The sequence below is a fragment of the Shewanella pealeana ATCC 700345 genome (assembly GCF_000018285.1).
GTDB lineage: Bacteria > Pseudomonadota > Gammaproteobacteria > Enterobacterales > Shewanellaceae > Shewanella > Shewanella pealeana.
Window position 1 is genome coordinate 2313997 of the sequence record NC_009901.1, and the last position, 25811, is coordinate 2339807.

24 protein-coding genes and 1 pseudogene are annotated in these 25811 nt (G+C 43.8%); 18 read left to right on the forward strand and 7 right to left on the reverse strand.

From position 1 onward, the window contains the following. Positions 1–43 precede the first annotated feature (43 nt). Entirely contained in the window at positions 44–403 is a 360-nt protein-coding gene (locus tag SPEA_RS09970; protein ID WP_012155145.1) for a DUF2750 domain-containing protein, read from the reverse strand. 364 nt (positions 404–767) lie between these two features. Between SPEA_RS09970 and SPEA_RS09975 the strand changes: the two genes are divergently transcribed. The 6 genes from SPEA_RS09975 (at position 768) to SPEA_RS10000 (ending at position 6479) form a co-directional block, all read left to right on the forward strand. Next, positions 768–1958: a lytic murein transglycosylase gene (locus tag SPEA_RS09975; RefSeq protein WP_012155146.1), complete on the forward strand. Its 1191-nt coding sequence runs from the start codon at positions 768–770 to the stop codon at positions 1956–1958. Between the two features lie 128 nt (positions 1959–2086). Beyond that, entirely contained in the window at positions 2087–2569 is a 483-nt protein-coding gene (locus SPEA_RS09980; RefSeq protein WP_012155147.1) for an FKBP-type peptidyl-prolyl cis-trans isomerase, read from the forward strand. A gap of 73 nt (positions 2570–2642) precedes the next feature. Continuing rightward, a complete protein-coding gene (locus SPEA_RS09985) occupies positions 2643–2861 on the forward strand; it encodes a DUF3389 family protein (protein ID WP_012155148.1) in 219 nt (72 codons plus the stop codon). 112 nt (positions 2862–2973) lie between these two features. Further along, a complete protein-coding gene (locus SPEA_RS09990; RefSeq protein WP_012155149.1) occupies positions 2974–3654 on the forward strand; it encodes an alpha/beta hydrolase in 681 nt (226 codons plus the stop codon). 370 nt (positions 3655–4024) lie between these two features. Further along, positions 4025–5743, forward strand: a complete 1719-nt coding sequence (ushA, locus tag SPEA_RS09995) for a bifunctional UDP-sugar hydrolase/5'-nucleotidase UshA (protein ID WP_012155150.1) — start codon at positions 4025–4027, stop codon at positions 5741–5743. Between the two features lie 295 nt (positions 5744–6038). Beyond that, the gene (locus tag SPEA_RS10000; RefSeq protein ID WP_012155151.1) at positions 6039–6479 is read left to right on the forward strand and encodes an Hsp20 family protein; all 441 of its coding nucleotides are present in this window, start codon (positions 6039–6041) and stop codon (positions 6477–6479) included. Positions 6480–6558: 79 nt separating this feature from the next. Here SPEA_RS10000 and ilvN read toward each other — a convergent pair whose 3' ends face one another. The 4 genes from ilvN to SPEA_RS10020 form a co-directional block, all read right to left on the reverse strand. Continuing rightward, entirely contained in the window at positions 6559–7053 is a 495-nt protein-coding gene (gene ilvN, locus SPEA_RS10005) for an acetolactate synthase small subunit (protein ID WP_012155152.1), read from the reverse strand. Further along, entirely contained in the window at positions 7053–8774 is a 1722-nt protein-coding gene (locus SPEA_RS10010) for an acetolactate synthase 3 large subunit (protein WP_012155153.1), read from the reverse strand. The genes ilvN and SPEA_RS10010 overlap by 1 nt, the downstream gene beginning before the upstream one ends. Positions 8775–9134: 360 nt before the next feature. Next, positions 9135–10361 (reverse strand): multidrug effflux MFS transporter, encoded by a 1227-nt coding sequence (locus tag SPEA_RS10015; protein WP_012155154.1) that lies wholly within the window; start codon positions 10359–10361, stop codon positions 9135–9137. A gap of 795 nt (positions 10362–11156) precedes the next feature. After that, positions 11157–11501 carry a hypothetical protein gene (locus SPEA_RS10020; protein WP_012155155.1) on the reverse strand — a complete coding sequence of 115 codons (345 nt, stop codon included), beginning with the start codon at positions 11499–11501 and terminating at the stop codon, positions 11157–11159. 248 nt (positions 11502–11749) lie between these two features. Here SPEA_RS10020 and SPEA_RS10025 point away from each other — a divergent pair, with 248 nt between their 5' ends. Both SPEA_RS10025 and SPEA_RS22755 read left to right on the forward strand, forming a co-directional pair. Further along, positions 11750–12502 (forward strand): Nif3-like dinuclear metal center hexameric protein, encoded by a 753-nt coding sequence (locus SPEA_RS10025; RefSeq protein ID WP_012155156.1) that lies wholly within the window; start codon positions 11750–11752, stop codon positions 12500–12502. Positions 12503–12600: 98 nt separating this feature from the next. Continuing rightward, a protein-coding gene (locus tag SPEA_RS22755) for an IS3-like element ISSpe1 family transposase (RefSeq protein ID WP_086024287.1) occupies positions 12601–13835 on the forward strand; the annotation gives its coding sequence in 2 pieces (ribosomal slippage) (positions 12601–12958 and positions 12958–13835; 1236 coding nt in all). A gap of 67 nt (positions 13836–13902) precedes the next feature. Here the strand turns inward: SPEA_RS22755 and metG are convergent. Beyond that, positions 13903–15942 (reverse strand): methionine--tRNA ligase, encoded by a 2040-nt coding sequence (metG, locus tag SPEA_RS10040; protein WP_012155157.1) that lies wholly within the window; start codon positions 15940–15942, stop codon positions 13903–13905. A 160-nt stretch (positions 15943–16102) separates the two neighbouring features. Between metG and apbC the strand changes: the two genes are divergently transcribed. From apbC to SPEA_RS10085, 9 genes and pseudogenes are all read left to right on the forward strand, one after another. After that, positions 16103–17218 (forward strand): iron-sulfur cluster carrier protein ApbC, encoded by a 1116-nt coding sequence (gene apbC, locus SPEA_RS10045; RefSeq protein WP_012155158.1) that lies wholly within the window; start codon positions 16103–16105, stop codon positions 17216–17218. Between the two features lie 11 nt (positions 17219–17229). Beyond that, positions 17230–17865 (forward strand): uridine kinase, encoded by a 636-nt coding sequence (gene udk, locus SPEA_RS10050; protein ID WP_012155159.1) that lies wholly within the window; start codon positions 17230–17232, stop codon positions 17863–17865. Positions 17866–17899: 34 nt separating this feature from the next. Beyond that, positions 17900–18115 (forward strand): annotated as a pseudogene (locus tag SPEA_RS10055) (dCTP deaminase); the annotation flags it as partial. 5 nt (positions 18116–18120) lie between these two features. Then, a complete protein-coding gene (gene pabC, locus SPEA_RS10060) occupies positions 18121–19023 on the forward strand; it encodes an aminodeoxychorismate lyase (protein WP_012155161.1) in 903 nt (300 codons plus the stop codon). Beyond that, on the forward strand, positions 19020–20027 hold the full coding sequence (gene mltG / locus SPEA_RS10065) for an endolytic transglycosylase MltG (protein WP_012155162.1): 1008 nt from the start codon (positions 19020–19022) through the stop codon (positions 20025–20027). Before pabC ends, mltG begins: the two co-directional genes overlap by 4 nt. Next, positions 20024–20668 (forward strand): dTMP kinase, encoded by a 645-nt coding sequence (gene tmk, locus SPEA_RS10070; RefSeq protein WP_012155163.1) that lies wholly within the window; start codon positions 20024–20026, stop codon positions 20666–20668. The genes mltG and tmk overlap by 4 nt, the downstream gene beginning before the upstream one ends. Before the next feature lies 1 nt (position 20669). Beyond that, a complete protein-coding gene (gene holB / locus SPEA_RS10075; RefSeq protein ID WP_012155164.1) occupies positions 20670–21587 on the forward strand; it encodes a DNA polymerase III subunit delta' in 918 nt (305 codons plus the stop codon). Positions 21588–21593: 6 nt separating this feature from the next. Further along, a complete protein-coding gene (locus tag SPEA_RS10080; protein ID WP_012155165.1) occupies positions 21594–21920 on the forward strand; it encodes a PilZ domain-containing protein in 327 nt (108 codons plus the stop codon). Between the two features lie 45 nt (positions 21921–21965). Then, the gene (locus tag SPEA_RS10085) at positions 21966–22754 is read left to right on the forward strand and encodes a TatD family hydrolase (RefSeq protein ID WP_012155166.1); all 789 of its coding nucleotides are present in this window, start codon (positions 21966–21968) and stop codon (positions 22752–22754) included. 225 nt (positions 22755–22979) lie between these two features. Here SPEA_RS10085 and rsmF read toward each other — a convergent pair whose 3' ends face one another. Next, positions 22980–24446: a 16S rRNA (cytosine(1407)-C(5))-methyltransferase RsmF gene (rsmF, locus tag SPEA_RS10090; RefSeq protein ID WP_012155167.1), complete on the reverse strand. Its 1467-nt coding sequence runs from the start codon at positions 24444–24446 to the stop codon at positions 22980–22982. Between the two features lie 89 nt (positions 24447–24535). Between rsmF and SPEA_RS10095 the strand changes: the two genes are divergently transcribed. Beyond that, entirely contained in the window at positions 24536–25762 is a 1227-nt protein-coding gene (locus SPEA_RS10095) for a spore maturation protein (protein ID WP_012155168.1), read from the forward strand. Positions 25763–25811: the final 49 nt, after the last annotated feature.

Below are 25811 nucleotides of genomic sequence, written 5' to 3' on the forward strand. Positions count from 1 at the left end.
ATTGTGCGCTTTGTTTGATACTTCGCAATGACTAATTTAGCGATTATTCTTTTTCAACACCCACTAGTGACGTTGCTAGTACGATAGGGTCTACTTCTTGACAGTCTTGATCGGCAACCCAATCTACGCCAATCAGTACGCCATCATCGTTAAGATCGCTAACCCAGAACTCTAGAAACTCTTCTAGAGTGATAGCAATCGCCTGGTAACCGTCCCACTCATCGGTGCAATGGCTCTTAGCTTGTGCTTCTTCAGACCACAAAGGCATTACATCGGTAGCCTCAAACTCAGAAGAGTCGCAGACAACCCAGCCTTCACCAGTCTCATCTTGAAGACCCCAAACAACTTGGGATTGTTTTACGTTGTTGATGAAACTTTCTAATGTAGGAGTCATTTCAGTCATGATTAATCTCTTGTTTGGTTAGATATCGATTAGCTATCGAAAAGACGAGCTTTAATGAGTATTAGTCTGCAACTGGCTTGTGATTTTAGCAAGTTATTTAAGGTATTTCTCTCTGAGAAAAAATGCTCTTATGGCAGAGGTATGCGGCATTTGTTCGGAAATTAGGCGCTTGCAACACAAACATCATTTGGTCGTAATATTTAAGTGAATTTAGTCTATATTATGCAGCGAACATAGTATGATATTTTACAATGGTTTGATGAAACAACGTACATGACTCAGGTTAGATTTAGTGAGTTTAAGGAAAGTTTAATCAAACCGCGTCATTTTATACGTTACAGTCATTCATTTTGGGAGTCTTCAATTGTTAAAATCAATCCCCCTGGCTACAGCGCTAATCCTATCTACTTCTGCTGCTTATGCGGCAGACGAGCAGCCTAATTGGGCTAGCTGCGTGGCCGAGCTACAACAAACGGCAAAAGCAGAAGGTCTATCTCAACAGACCATAGAGACCACGTTGGCCAATGTTAAGTACGTGCCGAGAGTGATTGAACTCGATCAAAAACAACCTGAATTTAGCACGTCTTTTGAAAATTATTTTAGTAAGCGGGTAACAGATTGGCGAGTGGAGCAGGGGCGTAAGCTCTATAGTGAGCACAAAGTATTGTTACAAAAACTGGCAAAAGAATATGGCGTGCCGCCTCAGTACCTGCTTGCATTCTGGGGACTAGAAACTAATTTTGGCTCTTATAAGGGCAAGATGTCGGTATTAGATTCATTGGCAACCTTGGCTTGCGATCCAAGGCGCAGTCGTTATTTCACCACTGAGTTGATGCAAGCATTAAAGCTTAAAGAGCGATACAACTTTGATGAAGCTGATATGGTCGGGTCTTGGGCTGGTGCCATGGGACACACTCAATTTATGCCGTCGGCCTATGCAAAATACGCTGTGGATGGCAATGGTGATGGTAAAGCAGACCTGTGGAACAGTACCGAAGATGCTTTAACCTCTGCGGCTAACTTCTTACAAAATCTAGGTTGGAAACGCAATGAACGTTGGGGGCGAGAAGTCACCTTACCGGAAAACTTCTCATACGCGCACTTAGGCAAAGCCGAGTCTCAGCCGCTTACTCGTTGGGCAGAGCTGGGGATCACACAAACCAATGGTGCACCGTTAAGTACGCCAGATATGCAAGCTGCACTTTACCTGCCGTCGGGTCATACGGGCCCCGCATTTTTAGGTTATGACAACTTTGATGTGATCATGCGCTGGAATCGCTCAACCTTTTACGCCATCGCAGTAGGTCACCTTGCCGACAGAATCAATGGCGCTGTAGCGCTAAAAGTGACACCACCTAAGATGCCAAACTTGAGTCGTGCTCGAGTTAAAGAGCTGCAAAACCAGCTGAACCATTTAGGTTATGATGTGGGTAAGGCCGATGGCATTTTGGGCTCAAAGTCGGTTAAAGGCTTACAGAGCTTCCAAAAGAGTCAGGGGCTTGTTGCCGACGGCTACCCGGATGAAGCGACGTTTAAGGCGCTAAAGGTTAAGTAAACTAATTACAGACAAGCAAGCTTAAAGTGAGTGATATAATTTTGACTCATTAGATAACACTAGAGGGTTCAGGCGAGTTTTGTTAAGCTGCGGCCACTAAATTAGAGCGAACAGTGTTAAGGAATACCATGAGCATTAAAGATGATTCAGTTGTGCAGTTTAACTACACATTACGTGATGAGCAGGGCGAAGTTTTAGAAACCAATGACGGTTTAGAGCCAATCGCCTACCTTCATGGCCATGACAACATGATGCATGGTGTTGAAGATGCACTTACCGGTAAAGACGTTGGTGCTAAATTCTCTGTAACTTTGCCAGCGAGCCAAACTTATGGTGAGCGTAATGAAGACGCCGAACAACGCGTTTCGGTAAAGCATCTTCAAGGTGCTAGTGTATGGAAACCTGGTATGCGCGCATTGATCAACACAGATCAAGGTCAGCGCCAAGTCACTATCGTAAAGATGGGGAAGTTTATGGCAACTGTGGATGTTAACCATCCACTGGCAGGCCGTGAATTAACCTTCGATCTTGAAGTGATGGACGTCCGTGATGCGACTAGTGAAGAGATTGCCCATGGTCATGCCCACGGTAAAGGTGGACACCAACACTAAGCTGGCTTTGTCAGTTGACTAAAGCCCAACAGTGTTGGGCTTTTTTATTGCATCTTAGAGATATTAACTCGTTATGATTGTTCAATTTTCTGCTGGAAAACTCATTGTTACTCCATTTGAAGTACAGGTACGTCTGGATAATGGTTGCCAATTATATGCCATGGTAGATGACATCAAGTTTCATCTAGATGCGCTTATGTTAGTGGCCGATGCTGGCGCAGTGCGCTGGAATATTAGGCTCGACTCGATAGAGCAGTTACAAGATATCAAAGATGAACTGGGTATTGCTTAAATAGCGGCTCTTATCCTAAACATTGCAGCTAGTACTGCTTTCTCATCATGTGACAAATTTCAATTGGCTATTATTTCAGCTTTTGTGACAATACTAAATATAAAGGAACTTTATGTCTGCCATTCAATTAGAACGTATTACCATTGAGCCCACTCAAGAGGCTAAAGCCTGTGTTATTTGGCTTCATGGTCTAGGTGACTCCGGCGCAGGCTTTGCTCCTGTAGTGCCAGCATTAGGCTTAGGTTCAGATCATGGCATCCGCTTTATATTCCCTCATGCGCCAGAGCAAGCGGTGACCATTAATGGTGGCTATGTCATGCGTGCTTGGTACGACATCAAGAGTATGGATCTACATGATCGAGCAGACAAAAAAGGTGTAGAGCAGAGCGAGAAGCAGATCATCGCACTGATTGAAGAGCAAGTAGCGCTTGGGATCCCAACAGAAAATATCGTATTAGCAGGTTTTAGCCAAGGTGGTGTGATGAGCCTCTATACTGGGCTTAGACTGCCATACAAACTTGCAGGGATCATGGCGCTGTCTTGTTACCTTCCAAGCGGTGACTCATTACCTAATGGGCTTTCAGATGTGAATCGTGACACGCCGATTTTACAGCATCACGGCATTGATGATGATGTAGTTCCGGTTGATGCAGGTAAAATGGCTTACGAGTTACTGCAAGGCGCAGGGTTTAATACCCAATGGAAAACTTACAATATGCCTCACAGTGTTTTGCCTCAGCAGCTACAAGATATCTCTGCTTGGTTACAGCAAGTACTGGCAAACGGTAAGTAGAGACTGTTTGCTTGTTTTTTGAACAGGCAAGGGCATTGATTTTTTGCCTCGCTTGTTCTCAATTGAGGATAATCCGTTAGCTATCGTTACAGATATAAGCTAATGTTTTGGCGGTTATTATTTTGAATTCCGCTCTGGAATTCATAACTCTTTTTTATTTTTATTACTTTTTACTCCCATCTTGTTTTTTCTTGTGAATTATCTGTTGCGTAAATATCAATCAAAAGAGCTGCTTGAGTTGTCATCCGCAACAAAAGCGCCACAAATCATGTATATGATTTGCTAAGATGGGGCGCGGCTAAAGCAAGTTATGCTTTTGCTAGATAACGAAAAGTTACAGCATATTAAAATAATCAAGGGGTTGATTGTAATGAATAAGATTTTACTAAAAGGACTCGTCACTACGGCTGTTGTCACTGCATTAACGGCTTGTGGTAGCGATAATAATGATAGTGATGGTTCTATAAGCACATTACCTATGACATGTGTTGAAGCGGGTGATGCTTGTACTAAGTTTACTGTATTACACACTAATGATAACCATGGCCGTTTTTTTGAAAACAAATATGGCGAATACGGCATGGCAGCTCGTAAGACACTGATCGAACAGATCCGTGCTGAAGTTGAAGCAAATGGTGGCGAGTCAATCTTACTGTCTGGCGGTGATGTTAACACTGGCGTTCCAGAATCTGATTTACAAGATGCGCGTCCAGATTTTATTGGTATGAATTTGATTGGTTATGATGCTATGGCTGTCGGTAATCATGAATTTGATAATCCCTTATCAATAGTTAATATGCAGCGCGAACTTGCCGAATTCCCAATGCTAGCTGCAAACATATATGACAAGGTATCCGGTGAGCGCTATTTTGATGCCTATAAAGTGTTTGATGTTAATGGGATCCGTATTGCAGTTGTCGGTTTAACAACTGAAGATACAGCTAAGATTGCTAACCCAGAGTTTGTAAGTGGGCTTGAGTTTACCGATCCAAAAGAAGAGTTGAAGAAGGTAATTAAAGAGATCAATGATGCTGATAAAGCTGACTTGATTTTCGCAACGACCCATATGGGGCACTACGCTGATGGTGCTAACGGAAATAATGCGCCAGGTGATGTTGCACTTGCTCGTGCAATGGCAGCGGGAGAGTTAGCAGCCGTCATTGGTGGACACTCGCAAAACCCTGTATGTATGGAAGGGAATGAATACGATTCAGAGTTTACTCCCGGTGGTGAATGTAAGCCAGATGTTCAGAACGGTACATTTATCATGCAAGCTCATGAGTGGGGTAAGTATGTTGGTCAAGCGAACTTTGAATACTTCAATGATAATCTACACCTAGCGAGTTACAAGCTGATCCCTGTAAACCTAAAAGAGAAGAACGAAGCGGGCGAACGTGTATTAATCGGTGAACCTATCAAACCAGATGCAACTGTGCTGGAAATTTTGCAGCAGTATCAAGATAAAGGGCAGGAAGGACTATCTGAAGTTATCGGTACAACAGATGGAAAACTTGAAGGAGATCGTGGTGTTGTACGTACTCAGCAAACAAATTTAGGTCGACTGATTGCTGAAGCACAGCGTAGTAAAGTGGATGCTGACTTTGCGGTAATGAATTCAGGTGGGGTACGTGATTCTATCGAAGCCGGTGAGATCACCTATAAAGATGTTCTTACTGTTCAGCCATTTGGCAACTCCATTACTAAGAGTACATTGAGTGGGGCTGAAATTACAGACTACCTGAACGTCGTTGCGACTGTAGATATCGGTGTTGAGGGCTCTGGTGCATACCCACAGCTTGCGGGTATTAAGATGGAAGTTGATTGTGAAGCGACAACAGTTGTTATCAACGACATAAATGGTAAAGGTTATGATGCTGACACAATGTACAGCTTTACTGTTCCTAGTTACAACGCCGCTGGCGGCGATGGCTACCCAGTACTGACTCCTGTAATGACAGGATATGTGGACGCAGAAGTAATGTATACCTTCATCAAAGACATTGGTGATATCAAGATCGCAGAATTCGCACCAGTAGCAGGTGATGTGCAATTCCTAAACAGTAAGAGCACTATGGCTTGTCAGCTATAATTAACTAAGTTAATCCGGAAAAGCAGCCTTGTGGCTGCTTTTTTTATATTTTTCACATACAGCGAATTTAAGGCTTAAGCTCATTCAAAAATTTTTTTCAATAACCCTTGAAAACAAAATAAACGGCTACATATATTGAATATGGGACGCTCGATGAGGTCCTTAGCTAACAATATCAACGGTGCCTTCGGGACCATTAAAGTTAGCGAATTACAAATGGTGCGGCATTTCTTCGCAGTTGCGATTGAGTCGGCCACATTACTTTTACTATATTGCTTAAGACAAGGATATACCCATGAGAAATTATGACCTAACACCACTATACCGTAGCGCTATTGGATTTGACCGTTTAGCACAACTTGCTGAGCATGCAGCGTCGAATAAAGGCAATTCTGGTTACCCTCCATACAACATCGAACTCATTAATGAACATCGCTACCGTATTACTATGGCCGTAGCTGGGTTTTCGATGGATGAATTGGATATCACTAGCGAAGGCGACAAGTTGTTAGTTAAAGGCACCAAAGTAGACTCAAGTGATGAGCGCAAATATCTCTATCAAGGGATTGCCGAGCGTGGATTTGAGCGTACTTTCCAGCTTGCGGACTACGTGACTGTGATTCGTGCGGATCTAGAGAATGGCTTGCTTAATATCGATCTGAAGCGAGAAATTCCAGAAGCGATGAAACCAAGAAAGATTGAAATTGGTAGCACAAGAATACTTGATGCAGAGTAATGCGAGCGTGAGTGAAGCATTAAAGTGAATTAAAAAAGGGAGCCTCTGCCTCCCTTTTGCTATGTTATTGATTTAGCTATTAAGCTTTCATTGCCTTTTCGCCACGAGCTAAACCGACCACGCCAGAGCGTGAAATCTCAATCACTTTGGTGACATCGGCTAGTGCCGCAATACAGGCATCGAGCTTCTCACTGGTACCTATTAACTGCACCGTATACAGGCTCTGAGTTACATCTACTATCTGGCCACGGAAAATATCGGCTAGGCGTTTAACTTCTTCACGGTTTTCACCATGCGCCTTAACTTTAATTAAGGCGAGCTCTCGCTCAACATGGGACGACTCGGTGATATTAGATACCTTAAGTATGTCTATTAGCTTGTGTAGCTGTTTCTCGATCTGCTCAAGAATATACTCATCGGCATTAACGGTAACCGTCAAACGAGATAGGGTTTTATCTTCTGTAGGCGCAACGGTTAAAGTCTCGATATTATAACCGCGCTGTGAAAACAGACCGACAACTCGTGAAAGGGCGCCGGGTTGGTTTTCAAGTAATACACATATAATACGACGCATTAGCTTTTCTCCGTTTTGCTTAGCCACATCTCATTCATCGCACCACCGCGGATCTGCATCGGGTGAACGTGCTCGGTCTCATCGACGTGAATATCCATAAACACCAGCTTGTCTTTCATGCTAAGTGCTTTTTTAAGCCCCGCCTCTAATTCTGCTGGGTTGCTAATGGTCATGCCTACATGGCCATAAGCTTCAGAAATCTTGGCAAAATCAGGTACTGAATCCATATAAGACTGGGAGTGACGGCCGGCATAAATCATGTCTTGCCACTGCTTTACCATTCCTAAGAAATGATTATTCAAGTTGACAATAATCACAGGAATATCGTACTGCAGCGCCGTTGAAAGCTCCTGAATATTCATTTGAATTGAGCCATCACCGGTTACACAGATGACCGTCTCATCGGGTTTTGCAAGCTTGACGCCTAACGCTGCAGGTAATCCAAAGCCCATGGTGCCTAGACCACCAGAGTTGATCCAACGGCGTGGTTTATTGAACGGGTAATAGAGTGCAGCGAACATCTGGTGCTGACCCACATCGGATGCCACGTAGGCATCACCATTGGTGAGTTTATGTATGGCTTCTATGACCTGTTGTGGTTTAATTTTCTTGTCATTAGTGGAGTATTTTAGGCTATCAACGGCGCGCCACTGGGCAATATCACTCCACCACTCATCATTTGCAGCAGGATCTGTGATGCCATAATCGTTTGCTTCAATCTGCTTAAGCATATCGTCTAAGATTTTTTCTGCAGAGCCAACAATTGGAATATCGACTCGAATCGTCTTTGAGATAGAAGAAGGGTCGATATCAATATGCAAGATTTTAGCGTTAGGGCAGTATTTGTCGACATTATTGGTAGTACGATCATCAAATCGTACGCCAATGCCGAAAATAAGGTCACTATTATGCATGGTCATGTTGGCTTCGTAGCAGCCATGCATGCCTAACATGCCAACACTGTTTTTGTGGGTGCCAGGAAAGGCGCCTAAGCCCATTAGTGTACTGACAACAGGGATCCCAAGCTTTTCAGATAGCGCTAAAATTTGTGCGTCGCAGCCTGATATAACCGCGCCACCACCGACATAAAGTACCGGCTTCTTTGCTTGTAACAGTGCCTGTAGACCGCGACGAACTTGGCCCTTATGGCCTGAAGTCGTCGGGTTATATGAGCGCATGCTGATATCTTCAGGATATTGGTAATCGTGTAATATCGCTGGGTTCATACAGTCTTTTGGCACATCGACAACAACTGGCCCTGGTCGGCCACTCGAGGCGATATAGAAGGCTTTCTTGATGATGGCTGGAATATCTCTAGGATCTGTCACTAAGAAGCTGTGCTTAACGACGGGTCTAGAAATACCGATCATGTCGCATTCTTGGAATGCATCATTACCAATTAGATTGCTTGGAACCTGCCCTGAAATAACCACCAAAGGAATCGAGTCCATATAGGCAGTAGCGATACCTGTGATGGTATTAGTTGCACCGGGACCTGAGGTAACCAGTACAACACCTACTTCACCTGTCGCACGAGCGTAGCCATCGGCCATGTGAACGGCGGCTTGTTCGTGACGGACTAGGATATGCTCGATCTTTGATTTTTCGTGTAGGGCATCATAGATATCCAGTACGGAACCGCCTGGATAGCCAAAAATATGTTTAACACCTTCATCGATAAGAGAACGGACAACCATGCTGGCGCCAGATAACTTCTCCATAGTACTTCCTCATAAGTTACCGCGACGGTATGCAGTATCTTGATACAGCGACGGTAATCGCTCTAATAATTAAGCTCAGACGGTAATCTTTGCTCGCGAAATAGCCATATAATCTTGGTGAAGATTAAAGTGCAATCAAATTGCTCGGCAAGCACTCAAGATGAGTGTGTTTTCATCATATAAAACCCATGAGTTATTACAAGTAGTTATGAAGAAAAACCGTTCTGAATGAAGAAAATTCATTATTGCTAACAAAATAGTGAGTAAATACAGTGAGGAATTAGCTAATGTACAACAACTTTATGACAAATAAGCAGGTGAAAGAGTGGCTTTAGATTGAAGAGCTAAGCTTTGTACTTTCTATTGCTCTAGCGCCGCGGGCTCATGGCGACTTAAAAACTGGCACAAACCGACTAACAGTACAGCTGAAAGCATTAAAGCCGAAAAGGGTACTGCAGTTCCTGTATAAAACAGTGCCAACAAGGGGCCCGCTAATGCACCAAAACCAAAACGTAATGTGCCTATGACTGCGGTAGCGGTTCCCGTCTCTTTTTGAAACTTCATCAGTACAATGGCATCGGCATTGACTGACATAACGCCTAGACAGGCCATCAGCGGCAATAGCATGATCACGGTAAAGTGGTAGCTCAATCCGAGTAGATTAACGCTCAGCAGTGCGATACCCGCGATTACTCCGAAGAAGGTTGAAACTTTAAGCATTCGCTTCGAGCCGTAGCGACCAACGATCTTACTGTTGACTACGTTGGCCAACATTAAGGCGCCAACATTGGTACTAAACAATATTGCAAATAGTGATTTGTCTAAGCCAAACACTTCCATATAAACGAATGGCGAAGCCGTTAGATAACAGAAAAAGGCAAATGAGGTGAGTACGCCGCTGGCGATATTGAGCTTTACGCCTTTTTTTGTAAATACCGTCGCATAAGCGCCAAAAAATGACTGAGTACTTCGGCTGCTCTTGTCTATATCGCTAGGCATCTTAAGTTTAAGACCCACTAGCAGCAATAAAATGAATGCGTAGAAAGCTAGGATAAAGAAGATAAGATGCCAGTCACCGAGCTCTAAAATTAGGCTGCCGATACTAGGGGCAATTAGCGGGGCGAGCATCATGATCAGGCTGACATAAGACATGCCTTTAGCCGTGTTCTTTCCGTAAAGCTCTTTGATATAGCCAGGCACCACAACCGTTGCCGCAGCACCGATAAACGCCTGTAAAAAGCGGATGCTTAAGAATGCTTCAATAGTGGTGACAAAGGCGAGAGCGAGACTACAGAGCATAAATCCAGTTAAGCCCATAAGTACTAATCGCTTGCGGCCAAACCTATCGGCTAAGGGACCGAAGCAGAGCATACCTAATGCATAACCGCCTAAGTAAAGACTGAGTGATTGCTGTACTAAGGTGATATCTGTGTTGAAACTGGCTGCTAGCGTCGCCATAGCTGGCAGGTACATATCAATAGCAAGCGGTGTGATAGCGACAATGGCAGATAGCATGGGGATCAGCAAAGCTAAACTGACGCCAAATGCTTGCTTGTTAATTGCTTGACTATTGGATGAGTTGTTCAAAAATACCTCAATAAAATATGACTAATCTACGAATTGAATCGAACCTTTAGTTTACGCCATAGTAGAGCTACCGAATTATCGATTTAATAAGGTAACAGAGTTTGTAAGAGCTTAATGACGGCGTTGATAAAGAGTGTAACTTTTCTGATGGTGCTTACATTGCCGACCAAAAGGGAGAACCGCTTTGGCGAATGAAAGGAACCCTTTAAATACACTGAATATCTAGAGGGTCAGATGTAATTATACTAGCGTTTTAAGCACAATAATCAATCCTAAGCAGACCTTATTTTACATCTGTAATAATTCAATTTGTAAGCAAAAGCGTCTTGAGCTTTTTTAAACTTGGTCTTTGCTGTATGTCATCTTCATGTCTTAACTCTTCCTGGTTTACTCATTTTAAAACGAGCTGTGAGCGCTGAACTCATGACACAGCTTTAACAGACTTAAACAAAAGATGATTAAAGGGTATAAAAATGAACAAACAACTTAAGCGGCTTAGATTTAAATTCTAATGGCATCTTATACTAATTGGTATTAGATACAGCAGAGGTAAATCGCGCGCAGACTCAGTATATGTGTGACCAAGCTGCTGAATAGTTAACGGCTAAACCTTATTGGGACTAACCAAAGTGGGGTTATGGTTTATGTTTTTAGCCGCTTAGTACTACACTGTCGCGATAAAATATAATATTGCTGAAAATAAAAAACTCCATCACTTTTAAAGTCATGGAGTTTTCTATTTTCATCCTAGCTAAGCACTGAGGCTATCGCTGGGGTAGTCTTAATCGAATACGATTAGAAACCGCGAGGTAGTTGACCCTTACCTGCTAGTTTTTCGCGCCAAAGCTCTTTTGGTGTTTTACCACCGCTTTTGGCTGCAGGCTTAGCTGCTTTCTTCGCTGGCGCTTTCTTAGCGGCAGGTTTAGCTGCAACAGCCTTTTTCTCGGCTTTAGCTTCAACTGGTGCACTTTCGCCCCCGAACTCGGCTAACATCGCTTCTAAATCACTAAAGCGTAAAGACTTACCGCCATCGATTTTGTACCAGCTACCTTTCTGTTCAATTTTAACAGCTTGGCCATCACGCTGAGTTAGCGCAGTCTCAAGTGTGCTGATAACTTCTTCTTTGGTCAGTTTTGACATAATAATAACCTGTTTATTTTTGTGTGTACTTGAAGGTTTAAACTGATTTTATCGTTTAATGTACCGTAAAGTCCAATTTTAGCCATATATGGCTGTATTTCTATGATGTTTTGAACACTTTAGCGTAAAAAGTGAGTTGAATCGGTGTGCTTTTTAAACGCTGCTTTAAAATTGCTCAGTTCTAGTTCAACTATTTATTTACACTAACAATAGGTTAAAATACGATTTTTGCTACTCTCGGCGGACTTATGACTCGGACCGAACTAAGCCAGTACTTGGCAAGCTTTTTACAGATTTCTAATTTTAAAGACTACGCGCCAAATGGTTTACAGATTGAAGGTAAGACAGAGATCAACACGATTGTGACAGGCGTTACCGCGTGTCAGGCATTAATCGATGCAGCAATCGAGCTTAACGCAGATGCAATTTTGGTGCATCACGGTTTCTTTTGGAAAAGTGAGCCAGAAATTATTGTAGGCATGAAACAGAAACGCATTAAAGCACTGCTGATAAATGATATTAACTTATTTGGCTACCACTTGCCGTTAGATGCACACCCAGTCGTTGGTAATAACGCACAGTTAGCGAGCGTGTTAGGTATTACTGAGCCTGAAGTGATAGAAAATGTGGCCCAAGGCTTGATGTGGCAAGGAAGACTCGCGCAGCCTTTAACTGCTCAAGCATTTAACGAATTAATCTCAGCTAAACTTAATCGTGCAAGTCAGCATTTAGGCGATAAGGATGCCATGGTCGGCACCGTTGCTTGGTGTACTGGTGGTGCCCAAGATTATATCGACGTTGCAGCAAGTATGGGACTCGATGCATTTATCAGTGGAGAGGTCTCTGAACGTACCTACCATTGTGCGGTAGAGCAGGGCATTCAGTATTACGCCGCAGGCCATCACGCCACAGAGCTTTATGGTATTCAGGCATTAGGTGAGCATTTAGCCGATAAGTTTGGTGTAAAACATCATTTTGTCGATGTAGTAAATCCAGTTTAATCGCTCGTCTCAGCTCATAAAAAAAGCCGCTTATCGAAGCGGCTTTTTTTGTTTGAGTGTCTTGTCCTGAAATGTGTTTACACATTTAGGACTTTATAATGACTACACCAATACCAGCCCGCGTTAAGCGAACACAGCGAGATTATTCGTTAGGCTTTAAATTACAAGTTGTAGCTGCCGTAGAAAAAGGCGATATGACTTATAAACAAGCTCAAACAACCTATGGCATCCAAGGTCGCTCCACGGTACTTACTTGGCTTAGAAAGCACGGTAAGATGGACTGGACTCAACCAGTGAGAATGACTATGCCAAAAACAACTAAAGCTAAAGAAACCCCAGCTCAAAAGATTAAGCGCCTTGAAAAAGAGCTGGAAGATGAGCACTTACGTAATCTATTACTCAATGAAGCCGTTGATATTATTGATGCAGAATATGGAGCTGGCCTTAGAAAAAAGTACTTAGCCAGGGAGCGAGAAGTCTTCAAAAACAGAAAGTAACGAGCTTAAATCGCGCTTGTAAGCTTCTGGGTATAACAAGACAAGCTATCTATCAAAGAGAACGAAGAGCGAATTGTAGAGCAATGGAGTTAGCCCCTGTAAGAGCGATGATACTAGATATCCGTCGGTTTATGCCTCGGATTGGTGGCAAGAAACTCTACTTTTTACTTAAACCTAAGTTCATCGAGAAAGGGATTAAACTTGGGCGCGATAACTTCTTTAGTTACTTGAAAAGTGAAGGCTTGTTAGTCAAACCTAAGCGTAATTATACCAAGACGACTAACAGTAAACATTGGATGAAGAAACATCCAAATTTACTGAAAGAGTTAGTGCCAACAGCACCTGAAGAGGTGTTTGTTAGTGATATAACATATGTGCAATCAGAGCAAGGCATACATTATCTATCATTGGTAACTGACGCGTTCAGTCGTAAAATAATGGGATATGAATTAAGTAATGAAATGAAAGCTACAGACGTAGTCAAAGCGTTAGAAATGACGATAAGTAATCGGCAGTATCAACATCGAGCAGTGCATCACTCAGACAGAGGGTTACAGTATTGCTCTGCCGTTTATCAGTTAGCGTTGCAAAGAAGTGACATCCGCGCATCAATGACCGATGGATATGACTGCTACCAAAACGCACTAGCAGAACGTATAAATGGGATATTAAAGCAAGAGTTTCTATTATCTCCTTGCTGCAACCTTAATGAGTTAAAGCAACTCGTTGAGGAGTCAATTTTTATATACAATGAGCTGAGACCGCACTTAAGCTTGGGTATGAAAACACCTAATCAAGTGCATAAAAAAGACCAGCAGCAGAAGCTACTGGTCTAGTAAAAACCGTCAACCTATTTCAGGACGGGACAGAGCGTTTAATACCAATCAGTATAAATAAAAAAGTTTATTTTACTTTCATACCAGGCTGGGCACCTTCGTGTGGCTCCATGATCCACAGATCTTTTCCACCAGGGCCTGCGGCCAATACCATGCCTTCTGATACACCGAAGCGCATCTGGCGCGGTGCTAGGTTTGCTACCATAACAGTAAGTTTACCTTCGAGATCTTCAGGAGCATAGGCCGACTTAATACCTGCAAACACTTGCTTGGTTTCGCCGCCTAAATCAAGCTCAAGACGTAGAAGTTTATTGGCTTCTTTAACGTGTTCAGCCTTGGCGATACGTGCGATGCGCAGATCGATCTTAGCGAAATCTTCGAAACTGATCTCCTCGCTAATCGGGTCTTGCTCAAGCGGTGTCTTATCTTGCTTTTTAACTTCAGGCTCAGCAGTCACTTGAAGGTTCTCTTTAGAGGCTTCAATAATGGCTTCGATGCTCTTCATTTCAACACGCTGCATTAACGCCTTGAATTTAGCGATTTCATGGCCTGCTAGATCAACGTCTAGGTTGTCCCAGGTTAGTTCCATCTGTAGGAAGGCTTCAACATCTTGTGCAAGCTTAGGTAGTACTGGCTTAAGATAGGTCACCAAGATGCGGAACAGGTTAAGTGCATTAGTGCATACTTGGTGCGCTTCTTCTTGCTTAGCGTCATCTTTAATTAACTGCCAAGGTGCCGAGTCTGCAACATAGGCGTTAGCGATGTCTGCAAGTGTCATCACTTCACGCATTGCTTTGCCGAATTCACGAGTCTCGTAGAAGTTAGCAATAGTTTCTTGTTTAGCTAAGAAGCTTTCTGTCAGGCTAGTGTCTGCGATTTTTGCTAACTTGCCATCAAAACGTTTGCTGATAAAGCCAGCTGTACGTGAGGCTAGGTTGACTAACTTACCAACAAGATCAGAGTTTACACGCTGAGCGAAGTCTTCAAGGTTTAAGTCAAGGTCATCAATTCTGCTACTCAGCTTGGCAGCGTAGTAATAACGTAGGTATTCAGGATCTAGGTTATCAAGGTATGTACGAGCCTTAATAAAGGTGCCTTTAGACTTTGACATCTTAGCGCCGTTAACCGTGACATAACCGTGTGCATAAACACTGGTTGGCTTACGTAAGCCAGCGCCTTCAAGCATTGCTGGCCAGAATAGACTGTGGAAGTAAACGATATCTTTACCGATGAAGTGATAAACTTCGGCAGTTGAATCTTTGCTCCAGAAATCATCAAAGTTTAGATCGTCACGCTTGTTACATAGGTTCTTAAATGAGCCCATGTAGCCGATAGGCGCGTCTAACCAAACGTAGAAGAACTTACCTGGTGCATCTGGGATCTCAAAACCAAAGTATGGCGCATCGCGTGAGATATCCCACTGCTGTAGGCCTTGCTCGAACCACTCGCCTAGCTTGTTAGCCATTTCTTGCTGCAAAGAACCTGAGTTAATCCACTCTTTAAGCATGCCTTCGAAAGAAGGAAGGTCAAAGAAGAAATGCTCTGTATCTTTCATTACCGGTGTTGCGCCAGATACCGCTGATTTTGGATCAATCAGATCGGTCGTGCTGTAGGTTGCACCGCAGTTGTCGCAGTTATCACCATATTGATCTTCAGACTTACAACGTGGGCAAGTGCCCTTAACAAAACGGTCAGGAAGGAACATCGACTTTTCTGGGTCGAATAGCTGAGAAATCGTCTTGGTCTTGATATAGCCAGCATCGCGTAGCTTGATATAGATCTCGCTCGCTAGCTCACGGTTTTCATCACTGTGAGTGCTGTGGAAATTATCAAACTGGATATTGAAGTCAGCAAAATCCTTCTCATGTTCTTTTTGAACTTGAGCGATCATATCTTCAGGAGTCATACCCAGCTGCTGTGCTTTAAGCATGATTGGCGTGCCGTGAGCATCGTCAGCGCAGATATAGTGACATTCATGCCCACGTAGTTTTTGGAAACGTGACCAAATATCAGTTTGAATATACTCAAGCATATGACCCAAATGGATTGGACCGTTAGCGTACGGAAGTGCACTTGTGACTAGGATTTTACGTTGTGAATTTGCCATCTTTTCTCAAAATCGCTGGGAACCTAATTGGAATGGCATAGATACTAACCGATCCAATGCATAGTTTCATCAAAAGCTCGCCCAAGTGGATTAAATCTAGACTAATGTTTGCTGGAATATCTGGTACAATTGCGCAAATTATATTTCGGGGGTCTGCATTTTGTCTTCAACACATCCAAATTATCATCTTAGTGATGATCTTCTTAGTCCTGTATTGGCGATTCTAGATACGTTTCAAGACTCGTATCTGAATAAGAGCCTATTAAGCGCTGGTATGGTTACTAAGCTTGCGATTGAAGGGAAGCGACTACAGCTAGGATTATGCTACTCATACCCATGTCAGACTCAGTATCGTGACATAGTGATGGCAGTGACTAAAGAGCTGGCAGTATTGGATGCGATTGATGAAGTTGAATGTGAAATTGACTTCCAACCTGACACGGTTTCAGCTATCAGCGCAGTTGAACCATTACCAAACATCAAGCAGGTTATCGCAGTTGCCTCAGGTAAAGGCGGTGTGGGTAAATCTACGACGGCAGTCAACCTTGCATTAGCACTCGCCGCAGAAGGCGCCAGTGTTGGTATTTTGGATGCCGATATCTATGGCCCATCAATTCCAATGATGTTAGGTGTTGAAGATTTCAAGCCAGTTTCACCAGATGGCAAAATTATGACATTTGCACCAGCCCATGGTATTGCCGCGCAGTCTATAGGCTTTATGCTAGATGGCGATCAAGCCGCGGTATGGCGTGGTCCTATGGCGGCGGGAGCACTGGTGCAATTGCTAACTGAAACCGAGTGGCCAGAACTGGATTACTTGGTTATCGACATGCCACCTGGAACCGGTGATATCCAATTGACACTTTCTCAAAAAGTGCCTGTGAGTGGTGCTGTTATCGTCACTACGCCTCAAGATATTGCATTGGCTGACGCAAAGAAAGGCGTCAACATGTTCCAAAAAGTGAACATCCCAGTATTAGGCATCGTGGAAAACATGAGTTTCCACCTATGTCCAGAATGCGGTCATAAAGACCACCCATTCGGCGCTGAAGGTGGTCAGAAAATGGCGACTCGCTATAATGTCCCATTACTAGGTCAGTTACCACTACAGCTTAATATTCGTGAAGATGTCGATAAGGGTGTACCAACAGTTGTGGCTGATGAGGCAAGCCAAGTTGCAGGTATTTATCGTGAAATCGCGAGAAAAGTTGGGGCTCAGCTTGCACTATGTCAAGCACAGCCAAAAGTATCAATCAGCATGTCTGATGACGAATAAAGGTTAGTTTAATGAATTCTAAAGATTGTGTTGTTATTGGTATTGCGGGTGCTTCTGCATCGGGTAAGAGTCTTATCGCGAAAACGATTTATGAAGAACTCTGTCGTGACTTAGGTACAGATCAAATTGGCGTGATTGCAGAAGATGCATATTATCGCGACCAAGGTCACCTATCGATGGACCAACGTGTTTTGACAAACTATGACCACCCTAAAGCTTTGGACCACGAGTTATTATGTAGCCACTTGCGTGAGCTTAAAGCGGGCAATGCTGTCGACATTCCTGTCTATAGCTATACAGAACACACTCGCACTGACGAGAAAGTGACCCTGACTCCTAAAAAGGTCATTATTCTTGAAGGGATCTTGTTACTTACCGATCCTGCTTTGCGTAAAGAGATGGATGCGTCTGTATTTATGGACACACCGCTCGATATCTGCTTTATGCGCAGACTTTCTCGTGATGTGGCTGAGCGAGGCCGAACCATGCAGTCGGTAATGTCACAGTACACTGAGACCGTTCGCCCAATGTTTTTGCAGTTCATTGAGCCATCAAAGCAGTACGCAGATATCATTGTCCCGCGCGGTGGTAAAAACCGTATCGCAACGGATATTTTAAAGGCGCGAATTCAGCACCTTTTAGCATAAGCTCACGACTTAAAATGTAAGGGCCCCGGCGATTATGCAATTAACTGACATTGAGATTGAAGACAGCTTAGATAATGGCACCACCATCATGGAGCCACGTCCTGCACCTGAGGCGATAAGTGGTGTCAGTGTCGATGTTAAGTTAGGCAACCAATTTCGTGTCTTTAAAGATCATACCGCCCCTTATATTGATTTAATCGGCATTAGTACGGCAGGACTCGAAACTGTCGTTAGCCGTATTAGCCAGGATAGCTAATGACACAGGTTTGGGTAGATGGACAGCCCGATAGTCATGTTAATCCCCTTGACCGGGGGTTAGCTTATGGTGACGGTTTATTCGCAACCATGCGAGTACATCAGGGAAAAATACAATTCTTAGCATCACATCTTGAGCGACTGACACAAGGCGCATATCGACTTGGGTTTTGCTGGCATCCATCTGACAAACTTCAGCTGCAACTACGCACATTAGCCGAAGATAACCCTAATTCTTGCATCAAAATATTACTGACGCGTGGAGTAGGCGGGCGAGGCTACGCTGCTACTGTTGTTAGACATAACCCTGCAGTAATCCTTGAAGCTGGCAATGTACAGCAAAGCCAAGCAATAACAGCGCCGAGCTCGCAAGTCGCTGCAGCATTAAATACCACAGAGATTGTGTCGCTGCATAGTTTACCGATCCATTATCAAAATTGGCAGCAGCAGGGGGTAAGCCTAGCCCTTTCTGAAGTCAGATTAGGTAGGCAAGCTAAGCTTGCTGGTATCAAGCATTGTAATCGCTTAGAGCAGGTAATCATTAAGTCTGTAGACTTGCCTGAGGATATCCAAGACTGGCTGGTCTTGGACTCTGATGACAATATCGTTGGATCCTCGATGGCTAATATTTTCTTTGTCTTAGACAAAACAATTATTACACCTCGGCAGAGTTTCGCCGGGGTAGCAGGTATGATGCGCGAACAAGTTATCAATCAATTATTACAGATGGAGTATCAAGTCGAGGTCACCGACTTCCATCACAGTATGTTAAGTACCGCAAAGCATGTATTTATGACCAATAGCCTATTTGGGCTTGTCGATGTGTTGGCTATCGCAGATATGCGTTTTAGCCGTGCATCTTTGACTTTAAAGATAAGAGAACAACTCAGTCTGACATTATGAAAAAAGCAATAATAGGTCTTCTCGCAACATTTTTTACGCTATTAACTTTGGGCGCTATAGGCGCATATTGGGGATATAACACGCTGCAAGCCTATGGTGAAGAACCGATTAACATAACGGCTTCTCAGGAGCTAAATATCAAGCGTGGTACCAGCTTTAATCAGTTTATTGCGACTTTAGAATCCGAGCAGTTAATCGATGAAGGCTGGAAACTTAAGTGGTTGGTTCGACTTAAGCCAGAACTCGCCAATATTCGTTCAGGTCTTTATGATGTAACACCAAATGATACGCTTAATAGTCTGCTCGACAAAGTCATAAGCGGCAAAGAGAAATCATTTGGGGTGACGCTATTAGAGGGGCAAACAATCAAAGAATGGCGTCAGGAGCTTGCTCAGCAACAAAGGCTCACTCAAGAAGAAGATGTGTTTAATCAAGTGTTGCTTGCCAATGGCGATGAGTCTGGGCTGCCTGAAGGAAAATTCTTCCCGGATACTTATCACTACCGTGCGGGGAGTAGCGATAAAGCCTTACTGAACGAAAGCTACTTAAAGATGCAACTTGAACTTGATAAAGCCTGGCAGGGGCGTCAAAAAGACTTACCGCTAAAGTCGGCTTATGAGCTACTCATTTTAGCGTCAATTATCGAGAAAGAGACCGGAAAAGCGAGTGAGCGTCCATGGATCGCGGCGGTTTTTGTAAACCGCTTGCGTAAAGGGATGCGCCTGCAAACCGATCCTACGGTGATCTATGGTATGGGTGATAGATACAAAGGTAATATAACCCGCAAAGATCTGCGTGAAACCACAGCCTTTAATACTTACAGAATTAATGGAATGCCACCAACGCCTATTGCCGCGCCGAGTCTAGCGGCGATTCAGGCCGCCGCACATCCTGCGGATGTAAATTATATTTATTTCGTCTCACGAAATGATGGTAGCCATGTCTTTTCAAGAACACTGAACGAGCATAATCGTGCAGTGAACAAATATCAGAGAAATCGATGAATACACCAGTAACAGCAGCGCAATCAGCCAAATTTATCGTTATCGAAGGGCTAGAAGGGGCAGGCAAGTCAAGCGCGATAGCCCTTGTTCGAGACTTTATTGAAAAGCATACTGGTAAAGCACCAATTTGCACCCGTGAGCCAGGTGGTACACCGCTCGCCGAGCAGATGCGCGATTTGGTGAAAATTGCTAACGAATCAGACCCTCTTTGCGATGAAGCCGAATGCCTACTCTTTTATGCGGCGAGAGCGCAACTGGTTGCTAACGTGATTAAACCAGCTTTAGCGAACGGCGAGTGGGTGTTAGGCGATAGACATAACTTGTCTTCTCTCGCCTATCAAGGTGGGGGGCGTAAACTGATGCCTTTGGTATCGGCGATTAGCGATGCCACGTTAAAAGGTTTCAAGCCTGATTTAACACTCTATCTCGATATAGACCCTAAGCTGGGTCTCGAGCGTGCGGCTCGCCGGGGTGAGCTGGATCGTATTGAGCAACAAGAAATCGAATTTTTTAAACGTACTAGGGCGACTTTCTTGTCGTTCGCCGATGCCGATGAGTCTATTAAAATCGTCGATGCCAGCCAGAGTATGGCTGAAGTTCATAAAGATATTATTGCTCTTCTTCAAGAGCAGAGTTGGTAATATGACGGCGCTTCCTTGGCTGCAACCCACACTGGATAAATTCTCTGAACAGCTCAAGACCGCTAGAGTTGGTCATGCCTATCTTGTTGGTATGGATGCGGGCTATGGCGGAGAGTCATTAGTACTCGAGTTAGCCAAAATGTCGCTCTGTCATCAGCTTGGACAAGGTGGCGCTTGTGGATTTTGTAAGGCTTGCCAACTGATAGAAGCCAACAATCACCCGGATCTCTACCTGGTGGAGGCCGAAGGTGCACAGATTAAGGTCGACCAGATCCGTGAGCTTTGTCAAAAGCTGACGACAACATCTCAACAAGGTGGTAGACGAGTCGCGGTCATTTTAAATAGTGAACGCTTAAATCAGGCATCAGGGAATGCCTTACTTAAGACACTCGAAGAGCCTGGAAAGGATACAATTTTGCTCTTACAGACGAATGCACCTAGTCGATTAATCGCGACTATTAGTAGTCGTTGCCAAAGGTTGCGTGTTGAACTGCCAAACAAAATGCAAGTTAAGCAGTGGCTTAAAGAGCAGTTGACCACGCAAGATGACCCATCTTGGTGTTTACCCGTTGTTGGCGGGCCGATGGCTGTGTTATCTGCCATTGAAACTGAGCGATATAAAACCCTGATAGATTACAGAAAAGGCTGGACACAAAGTTTGTCGTCGGGTCATCTGTGTGCTAGTTTAATAAATGTTAATGAAAAGCAAGTTTCTGATGCTCTTAAGGTTTTATACTTAGTATTGCATCGAGCTTTAGTTAAACAACAAGATAGCGATCCCCTCACTCGGGTCAAGATTGCTAATTTTTCCGCGAAAGTGATGCAGTTAGAAACGCGTTTATCTGTGATGCCAACGGTCAATACGTTAGCGTTATTTGGCGGGCTAACCATTGAGTATAATCAGCTAATCAACCAATAGGAAACTATGACTAATCTTGTTGTCAAATTCGAATCTTTGCAGCAACTCTATCGAGCTTATATGCCGTTTATTAAGCCTATCGGTATGTTTGTAAGCTGTAGTCAAAGCTTCGCACTTGGCCAAGAGTTAATGATTTCTTATCAGTTACCTGGCTCGACTCAAGCTCACGATTTCAAAGGTTCGGTGATCTGGATTAACCCACTTGGAGCGTCTGGCGGGCGACCTGCCGGAATAGGGGTGAAAATTTTAACTGAACCTGACTTCCATAAACATCAGATCGAGCAATTGCTTTCCGGTGAGCTTGCCTCCGGCGATTTGACCTGCACCATGTAGCTGGGTAGACTTGCTGTCCTTTTTGTAGTTTGTTGGACTTCCACCGTGCTTATCGATTCACATTGTCACTTAGACCGTTTAAAAATTGCCCCAGATCAGGCTTCACTTCAAGAGGTTATCTCCGCTGCCAAAGCACGGGATATTGCTTACTTTCTTTGTGTTAACGTAAGACAGCAAGGTTTTATCGATATGAAGCAGAAAATGGCTGCATTCGATGAAGTGTTCCTATCTGCCGGAGTGCATCCGTTAGATGTACAAGATGGCTTAAATATTCAAGAGGTTGAGCAGTTTGCTCGTGATGAAAAAGTCGTTGCAATCGGTGAAACGGGTTTAGATTATTTCTACGCCAATGAAACAAAAGCATTACAGCAGACCTGCTTTGAGCAGCAGATTGATCTCGCGGTAAAAGTGAATAAGCCACTTATTATTCACACTCGTGATGCGCGTGAAGATACCATTAATTTTTTGAAGCGTGGTAAAGCGGACACTGTCGGCGGTGTTCTGCACTGTTTTACCGAAGATTGGGAAATGGCAAAGGCCGCAATAGACTTAGGTTTCTACATTTCGGTTTCGGGCATTGTAACCTTTAAAAACGCGGGTGAATTGCGTAACGTGATAAGAAAAGTGCCTAAAGATAGGTTACTGGTGGAGACGGATTCCCCCTATCTAGCACCCGTTCCTCATCGAGGTAAAGAAAACCAACCTGCTTTTGTACGCGATGTCGCTGAGTTTGTGGCAGAGCTAAGAGGGGAGAAATATCCTGAATTAGCGCAGTACACAACTGAGAACTTCTTTACTTTATTTAAAGATGCCGCAAGGTTGGCTGGTCGCTGATACCAAAGTGTTTCGCATAAATTTTAGACAAAAAAAAGACCCAAAACTATTCCGATTGTTATGGGTCTAGGGGAATGGCTCACTAGGAGCCGTGCGCTACTGTTGTCTACCCTATGGGTAAAAAAAGGTTTAATCACATCATTGCTAAAGACTAATGATATAGAGTGTAGACCACCTTTAGGGATTGTGGGTGGTTATTTATTTAGAAGTGCCACCCAAATGTAACTAATTATGTGAATACAGGGCAATCTTATCTTTGACTAAGTCTCTTGGAAGATTGTTCTTTAATTTATTGCCTAAGTGCTTAGCAACACCGAGCGGGTTGCTAGCATAGCTGACGATAACTTCCCCTTGAGGTTTCCCCTTTTCTAGTAAGCTGATGTCTCGACCCATTAAAAACTCTTTAGCTTGCTCATCACTGAGTTCGAAACGAGTAGGGGATGACAAAGCTAAAACGGCTTCATGGCGAACCTTGTAGCCTTTCTTTAACGCATCGGCGAGTTTTATTCCTATCCGTTGATAACGCATCTTACCTATTAATGGAATAACAGGGCTTGGAAACAGCCAAAACTCCAAATCGCGCACCATCACCTGTGCATTATCGGGTAGGCTAATAGAAAAGCTGTCTCTAAAGTATTGTGCTAACTCTTCGACTTGCTTAGGTTTTGCCAATGTAAATGGAAAGTTCTTCTGTTTTCTCGGCTCAGGCAGCTGACGTTCTACTGCTGAGGTTTTGTATATTTTTGCTACGAAGAAGCCTTCACTGTCGTAGATCTGAGGCCATACGTGTAAAAAGCCTTCTTCGGTACAAGCCTTATCCGCCTGTGGGAATAGTGTAGCCAAAGAACCGAATTCAACGGCATCACCATAGAGAGATTTCAGGTGGTGACATACATCTTGGTTTTCTTGTCGGCTTAACGCACAGGTCGAGTAAACAAGGCTGCCGCCGACTTTTAATGCTAAAAAAGCAGATTCAATCAGTGCTTTTTGGGTCTCGACAATGCCCTTGTCATCATTATTATCCCAATTCTTTAGTGCGTCAGGATCTTTGCGGATGGTGCCTTCACCGCTGCAAGGGGCATCGAGTAGAATTGAATCAAATGTTTCGAACATATACTCACCGAAAACTCGTGCATCAAAATGGGTTAACGCGCAGTTAGCCACGCCCATCCTCGCCACATTGGCGTGCAGCACTTTTACTCGGCTAGCAGAGTATTCATTGGCTATTAACAGCCCTTGGTTTTTCATCAGTGCCGCAATCTGGGTGGTTTTTGACCCTGGTGCAGAAGCCATGTCGAGGACTATTTTATTGGAAAAGTCATCGGAACCATCATCCTCAGTATTTTCTGCGGCCACGGCAACCTCTAGGGGCTCAAATAGTGCCGTTGGAGGCAGCATGGAGCTGGCTTCCTGAATGTAGAACAATCCTTGCAAATGCTCGATGGTATTACCTAGCTGGATCTCTTGAGTGAGCGTTACCCAAAAGCCGTCTTTACACCAAGGAATAGGCTCGAAGTGCCAGCCTTTTGGCGTCATTAAATCGATAAAGTTATCGTGACTAATTTTGAGCGTATTTACTCGAATAGAAAGTCGTAACGGTTTATTGCTGTAGGCGATAAAGTCTTCCATAGAAAGATGAGAAGGGAGATCGCGTTCGATACTATCGAGAAAATTCTGATTAAAATGAGCCATATGTCGAAGATAATGCGGTAAAGTATCGAGATTATAACAGGTTTATATTTAATGAGATGGGTTTAAATAGATGATTAGAGGGAACTTGAGTGCTAAATAAGATCTGGTTTGGCTTTTTTGCTACGGCATTAGTTGCAATTTTAGCGCAACTGTTCACGGGCAATACTCAAGTGCTCAGTGGCAGTGTCACCGCCATTTTTTCAAGTTCAAAATTGGCAGCAGAAATCGCCTTAGGCTTAGTCGGCGTACTATCCCTTTGGATGGGGCTGATGCGTGTCGGAGAAAAAGCAGGTGTAGTGGCTGTCTTTTCAAAAATGTTTGAGCCATTACTGTCTAAACTCATGCCGGAGGTACCCAGAGGACATCCTGCCTTTGGTAGCGTCACCATGAACCTGACTGCGAACATGTTAGGGTTAGATAATGCCGCTACACCACTTGGGCTCAAGGCTATGCAAGATTTGCAAAGCTTAAATCCAAATAAAAGCGTAGCGACGAATGCACAAATTTTGTTTCTGGTATTAAATACTTCTTCAATTACCTTAGTGCCCGTTACTGTTTTTTTATACCGTGCTCAGCAAGGCGCAGCAGCGCCAGCGGATATTTTCTTATCAATCTTGCTTGCCACGACAGCTTCTACGCTCGCTGGGTTAACCTTAGTGGCTTTAGTGCAGAGATTGTCACTAATGAATGCCGTGGTGCTAGGGTATGCTGGGATCATTTTATCGTCCATCATAGGGCTAGTTTTTTACTTAAGCACTTTGACGGTAGCGGCAATAGGCGAGGTTAGTACCGGTCTTGGCAATGGTATATTGCTTCTACTGATCTTCAGCTTTGTTCTAGTGGCTGGCATGAGAAAAGTGGCAGTGTACGATGAGTTTATTGAAGGTGCGAAGGAGGGGTTTGCACAATCGATAAAGCTTATCCCGTATTTACTTGCGATGTTGCTCGCAATTGCACTGTTAAGAGCTTCAGGAGCATTAGATTACCTTTTGCAGCTGATAGCTGGCTTAGTGGCATTAGCAGGGGGAGATGTCCGTTTTGTCGATGCCATGCCGACGGCAATTATGAAGCCATTCAGTGGTTCTGGAGCCAGAGCCATGATGCTTGAAACCATGCAGCATTATGGTGTTGACTCATTTGCTGGGCGCTTAGCCGCAATATTGCAGGGTAGCACTGAGACAACCTTTTATGTATTAGCGGTTTATTTTGGAGCGGTAGGGATTCGTAATGGCAGACATGCATTAGCATGTGGTTTATTTGCTGATCTAGCGGGGATCATCGCAGCGATAGTCGTCTGTTATCAATTCTATGGTTAATTGTGGCTCAAAAAGTAGGGACAACAAAAGGCGCTTAATAATCAAGGAT

What these genes read in the sequence shown, in the direction of transcription:
- SPEA_RS09970 (WP_012155145.1), bottom strand. Translation starts at nt 403, where the DNA reads ATGACTGAAATGACTCCTACATTAGAAAGTTTCATCAACAACGTAAAA.
- SPEA_RS09980 (WP_012155147.1), top strand. Translation starts at nt 2,087, where the DNA reads ATGAGCATTAAAGATGATTCAGTTGTGCAGTTTAACTACACATTACGT.
- SPEA_RS09985 (WP_012155148.1), top strand. Translation starts at nt 2,643, where the DNA reads ATGATTGTTCAATTTTCTGCTGGAAAACTCATTGTTACTCCATTTGAA.
- SPEA_RS09990 (WP_012155149.1), top strand. Translation starts at nt 2,974, where the DNA reads ATGTCTGCCATTCAATTAGAACGTATTACCATTGAGCCCACTCAAGAG.
- ushA (WP_012155150.1), top strand. Translation starts at nt 4,025, where the DNA reads ATGAATAAGATTTTACTAAAAGGACTCGTCACTACGGCTGTTGTCACT.
- SPEA_RS10000 (WP_012155151.1), top strand. Translation starts at nt 6,039, where the DNA reads ATGAGAAATTATGACCTAACACCACTATACCGTAGCGCTATTGGATTT.
- ilvN (WP_012155152.1), bottom strand. Translation starts at nt 7,053, where the DNA reads ATGCGTCGTATTATATGTGTATTACTTGAAAACCAACCCGGCGCCCTT.
- SPEA_RS10010 (WP_012155153.1), bottom strand. Translation starts at nt 8,774, where the DNA reads ATGGAGAAGTTATCTGGCGCCAGCATGGTTGTCCGTTCTCTTATCGAT.
- SPEA_RS10020 (WP_012155155.1), bottom strand. Translation starts at nt 11,501, where the DNA reads ATGTCAAAACTGACCAAAGAAGAAGTTATCAGCACACTTGAGACTGCG.
- SPEA_RS10025 (WP_012155156.1), top strand. Translation starts at nt 11,750, where the DNA reads ATGACTCGGACCGAACTAAGCCAGTACTTGGCAAGCTTTTTACAGATT.
- metG (WP_012155157.1), bottom strand. Translation starts at nt 15,942, where the DNA reads ATGGCAAATTCACAACGTAAAATCCTAGTCACAAGTGCACTTCCGTAC.
- udk (WP_012155159.1), top strand. Translation starts at nt 17,230, where the DNA reads ATGAATTCTAAAGATTGTGTTGTTATTGGTATTGCGGGTGCTTCTGCA.
- pabC (WP_012155161.1), top strand. Translation starts at nt 18,121, where the DNA reads ATGACACAGGTTTGGGTAGATGGACAGCCCGATAGTCATGTTAATCCC.
- mltG (WP_012155162.1), top strand. Translation starts at nt 19,020, where the DNA reads ATGAAAAAAGCAATAATAGGTCTTCTCGCAACATTTTTTACGCTATTA.
- tmk (WP_012155163.1), top strand. Translation starts at nt 20,024, where the DNA reads ATGAATACACCAGTAACAGCAGCGCAATCAGCCAAATTTATCGTTATC.
- holB (WP_012155164.1), top strand. Translation starts at nt 20,670, where the DNA reads ATGACGGCGCTTCCTTGGCTGCAACCCACACTGGATAAATTCTCTGAA.
- SPEA_RS10080 (WP_012155165.1), top strand. Translation starts at nt 21,594, where the DNA reads ATGACTAATCTTGTTGTCAAATTCGAATCTTTGCAGCAACTCTATCGA.
- rsmF (WP_012155167.1), bottom strand. Translation starts at nt 24,446, where the DNA reads ATGGCTCATTTTAATCAGAATTTTCTCGATAGTATCGAACGCGATCTC.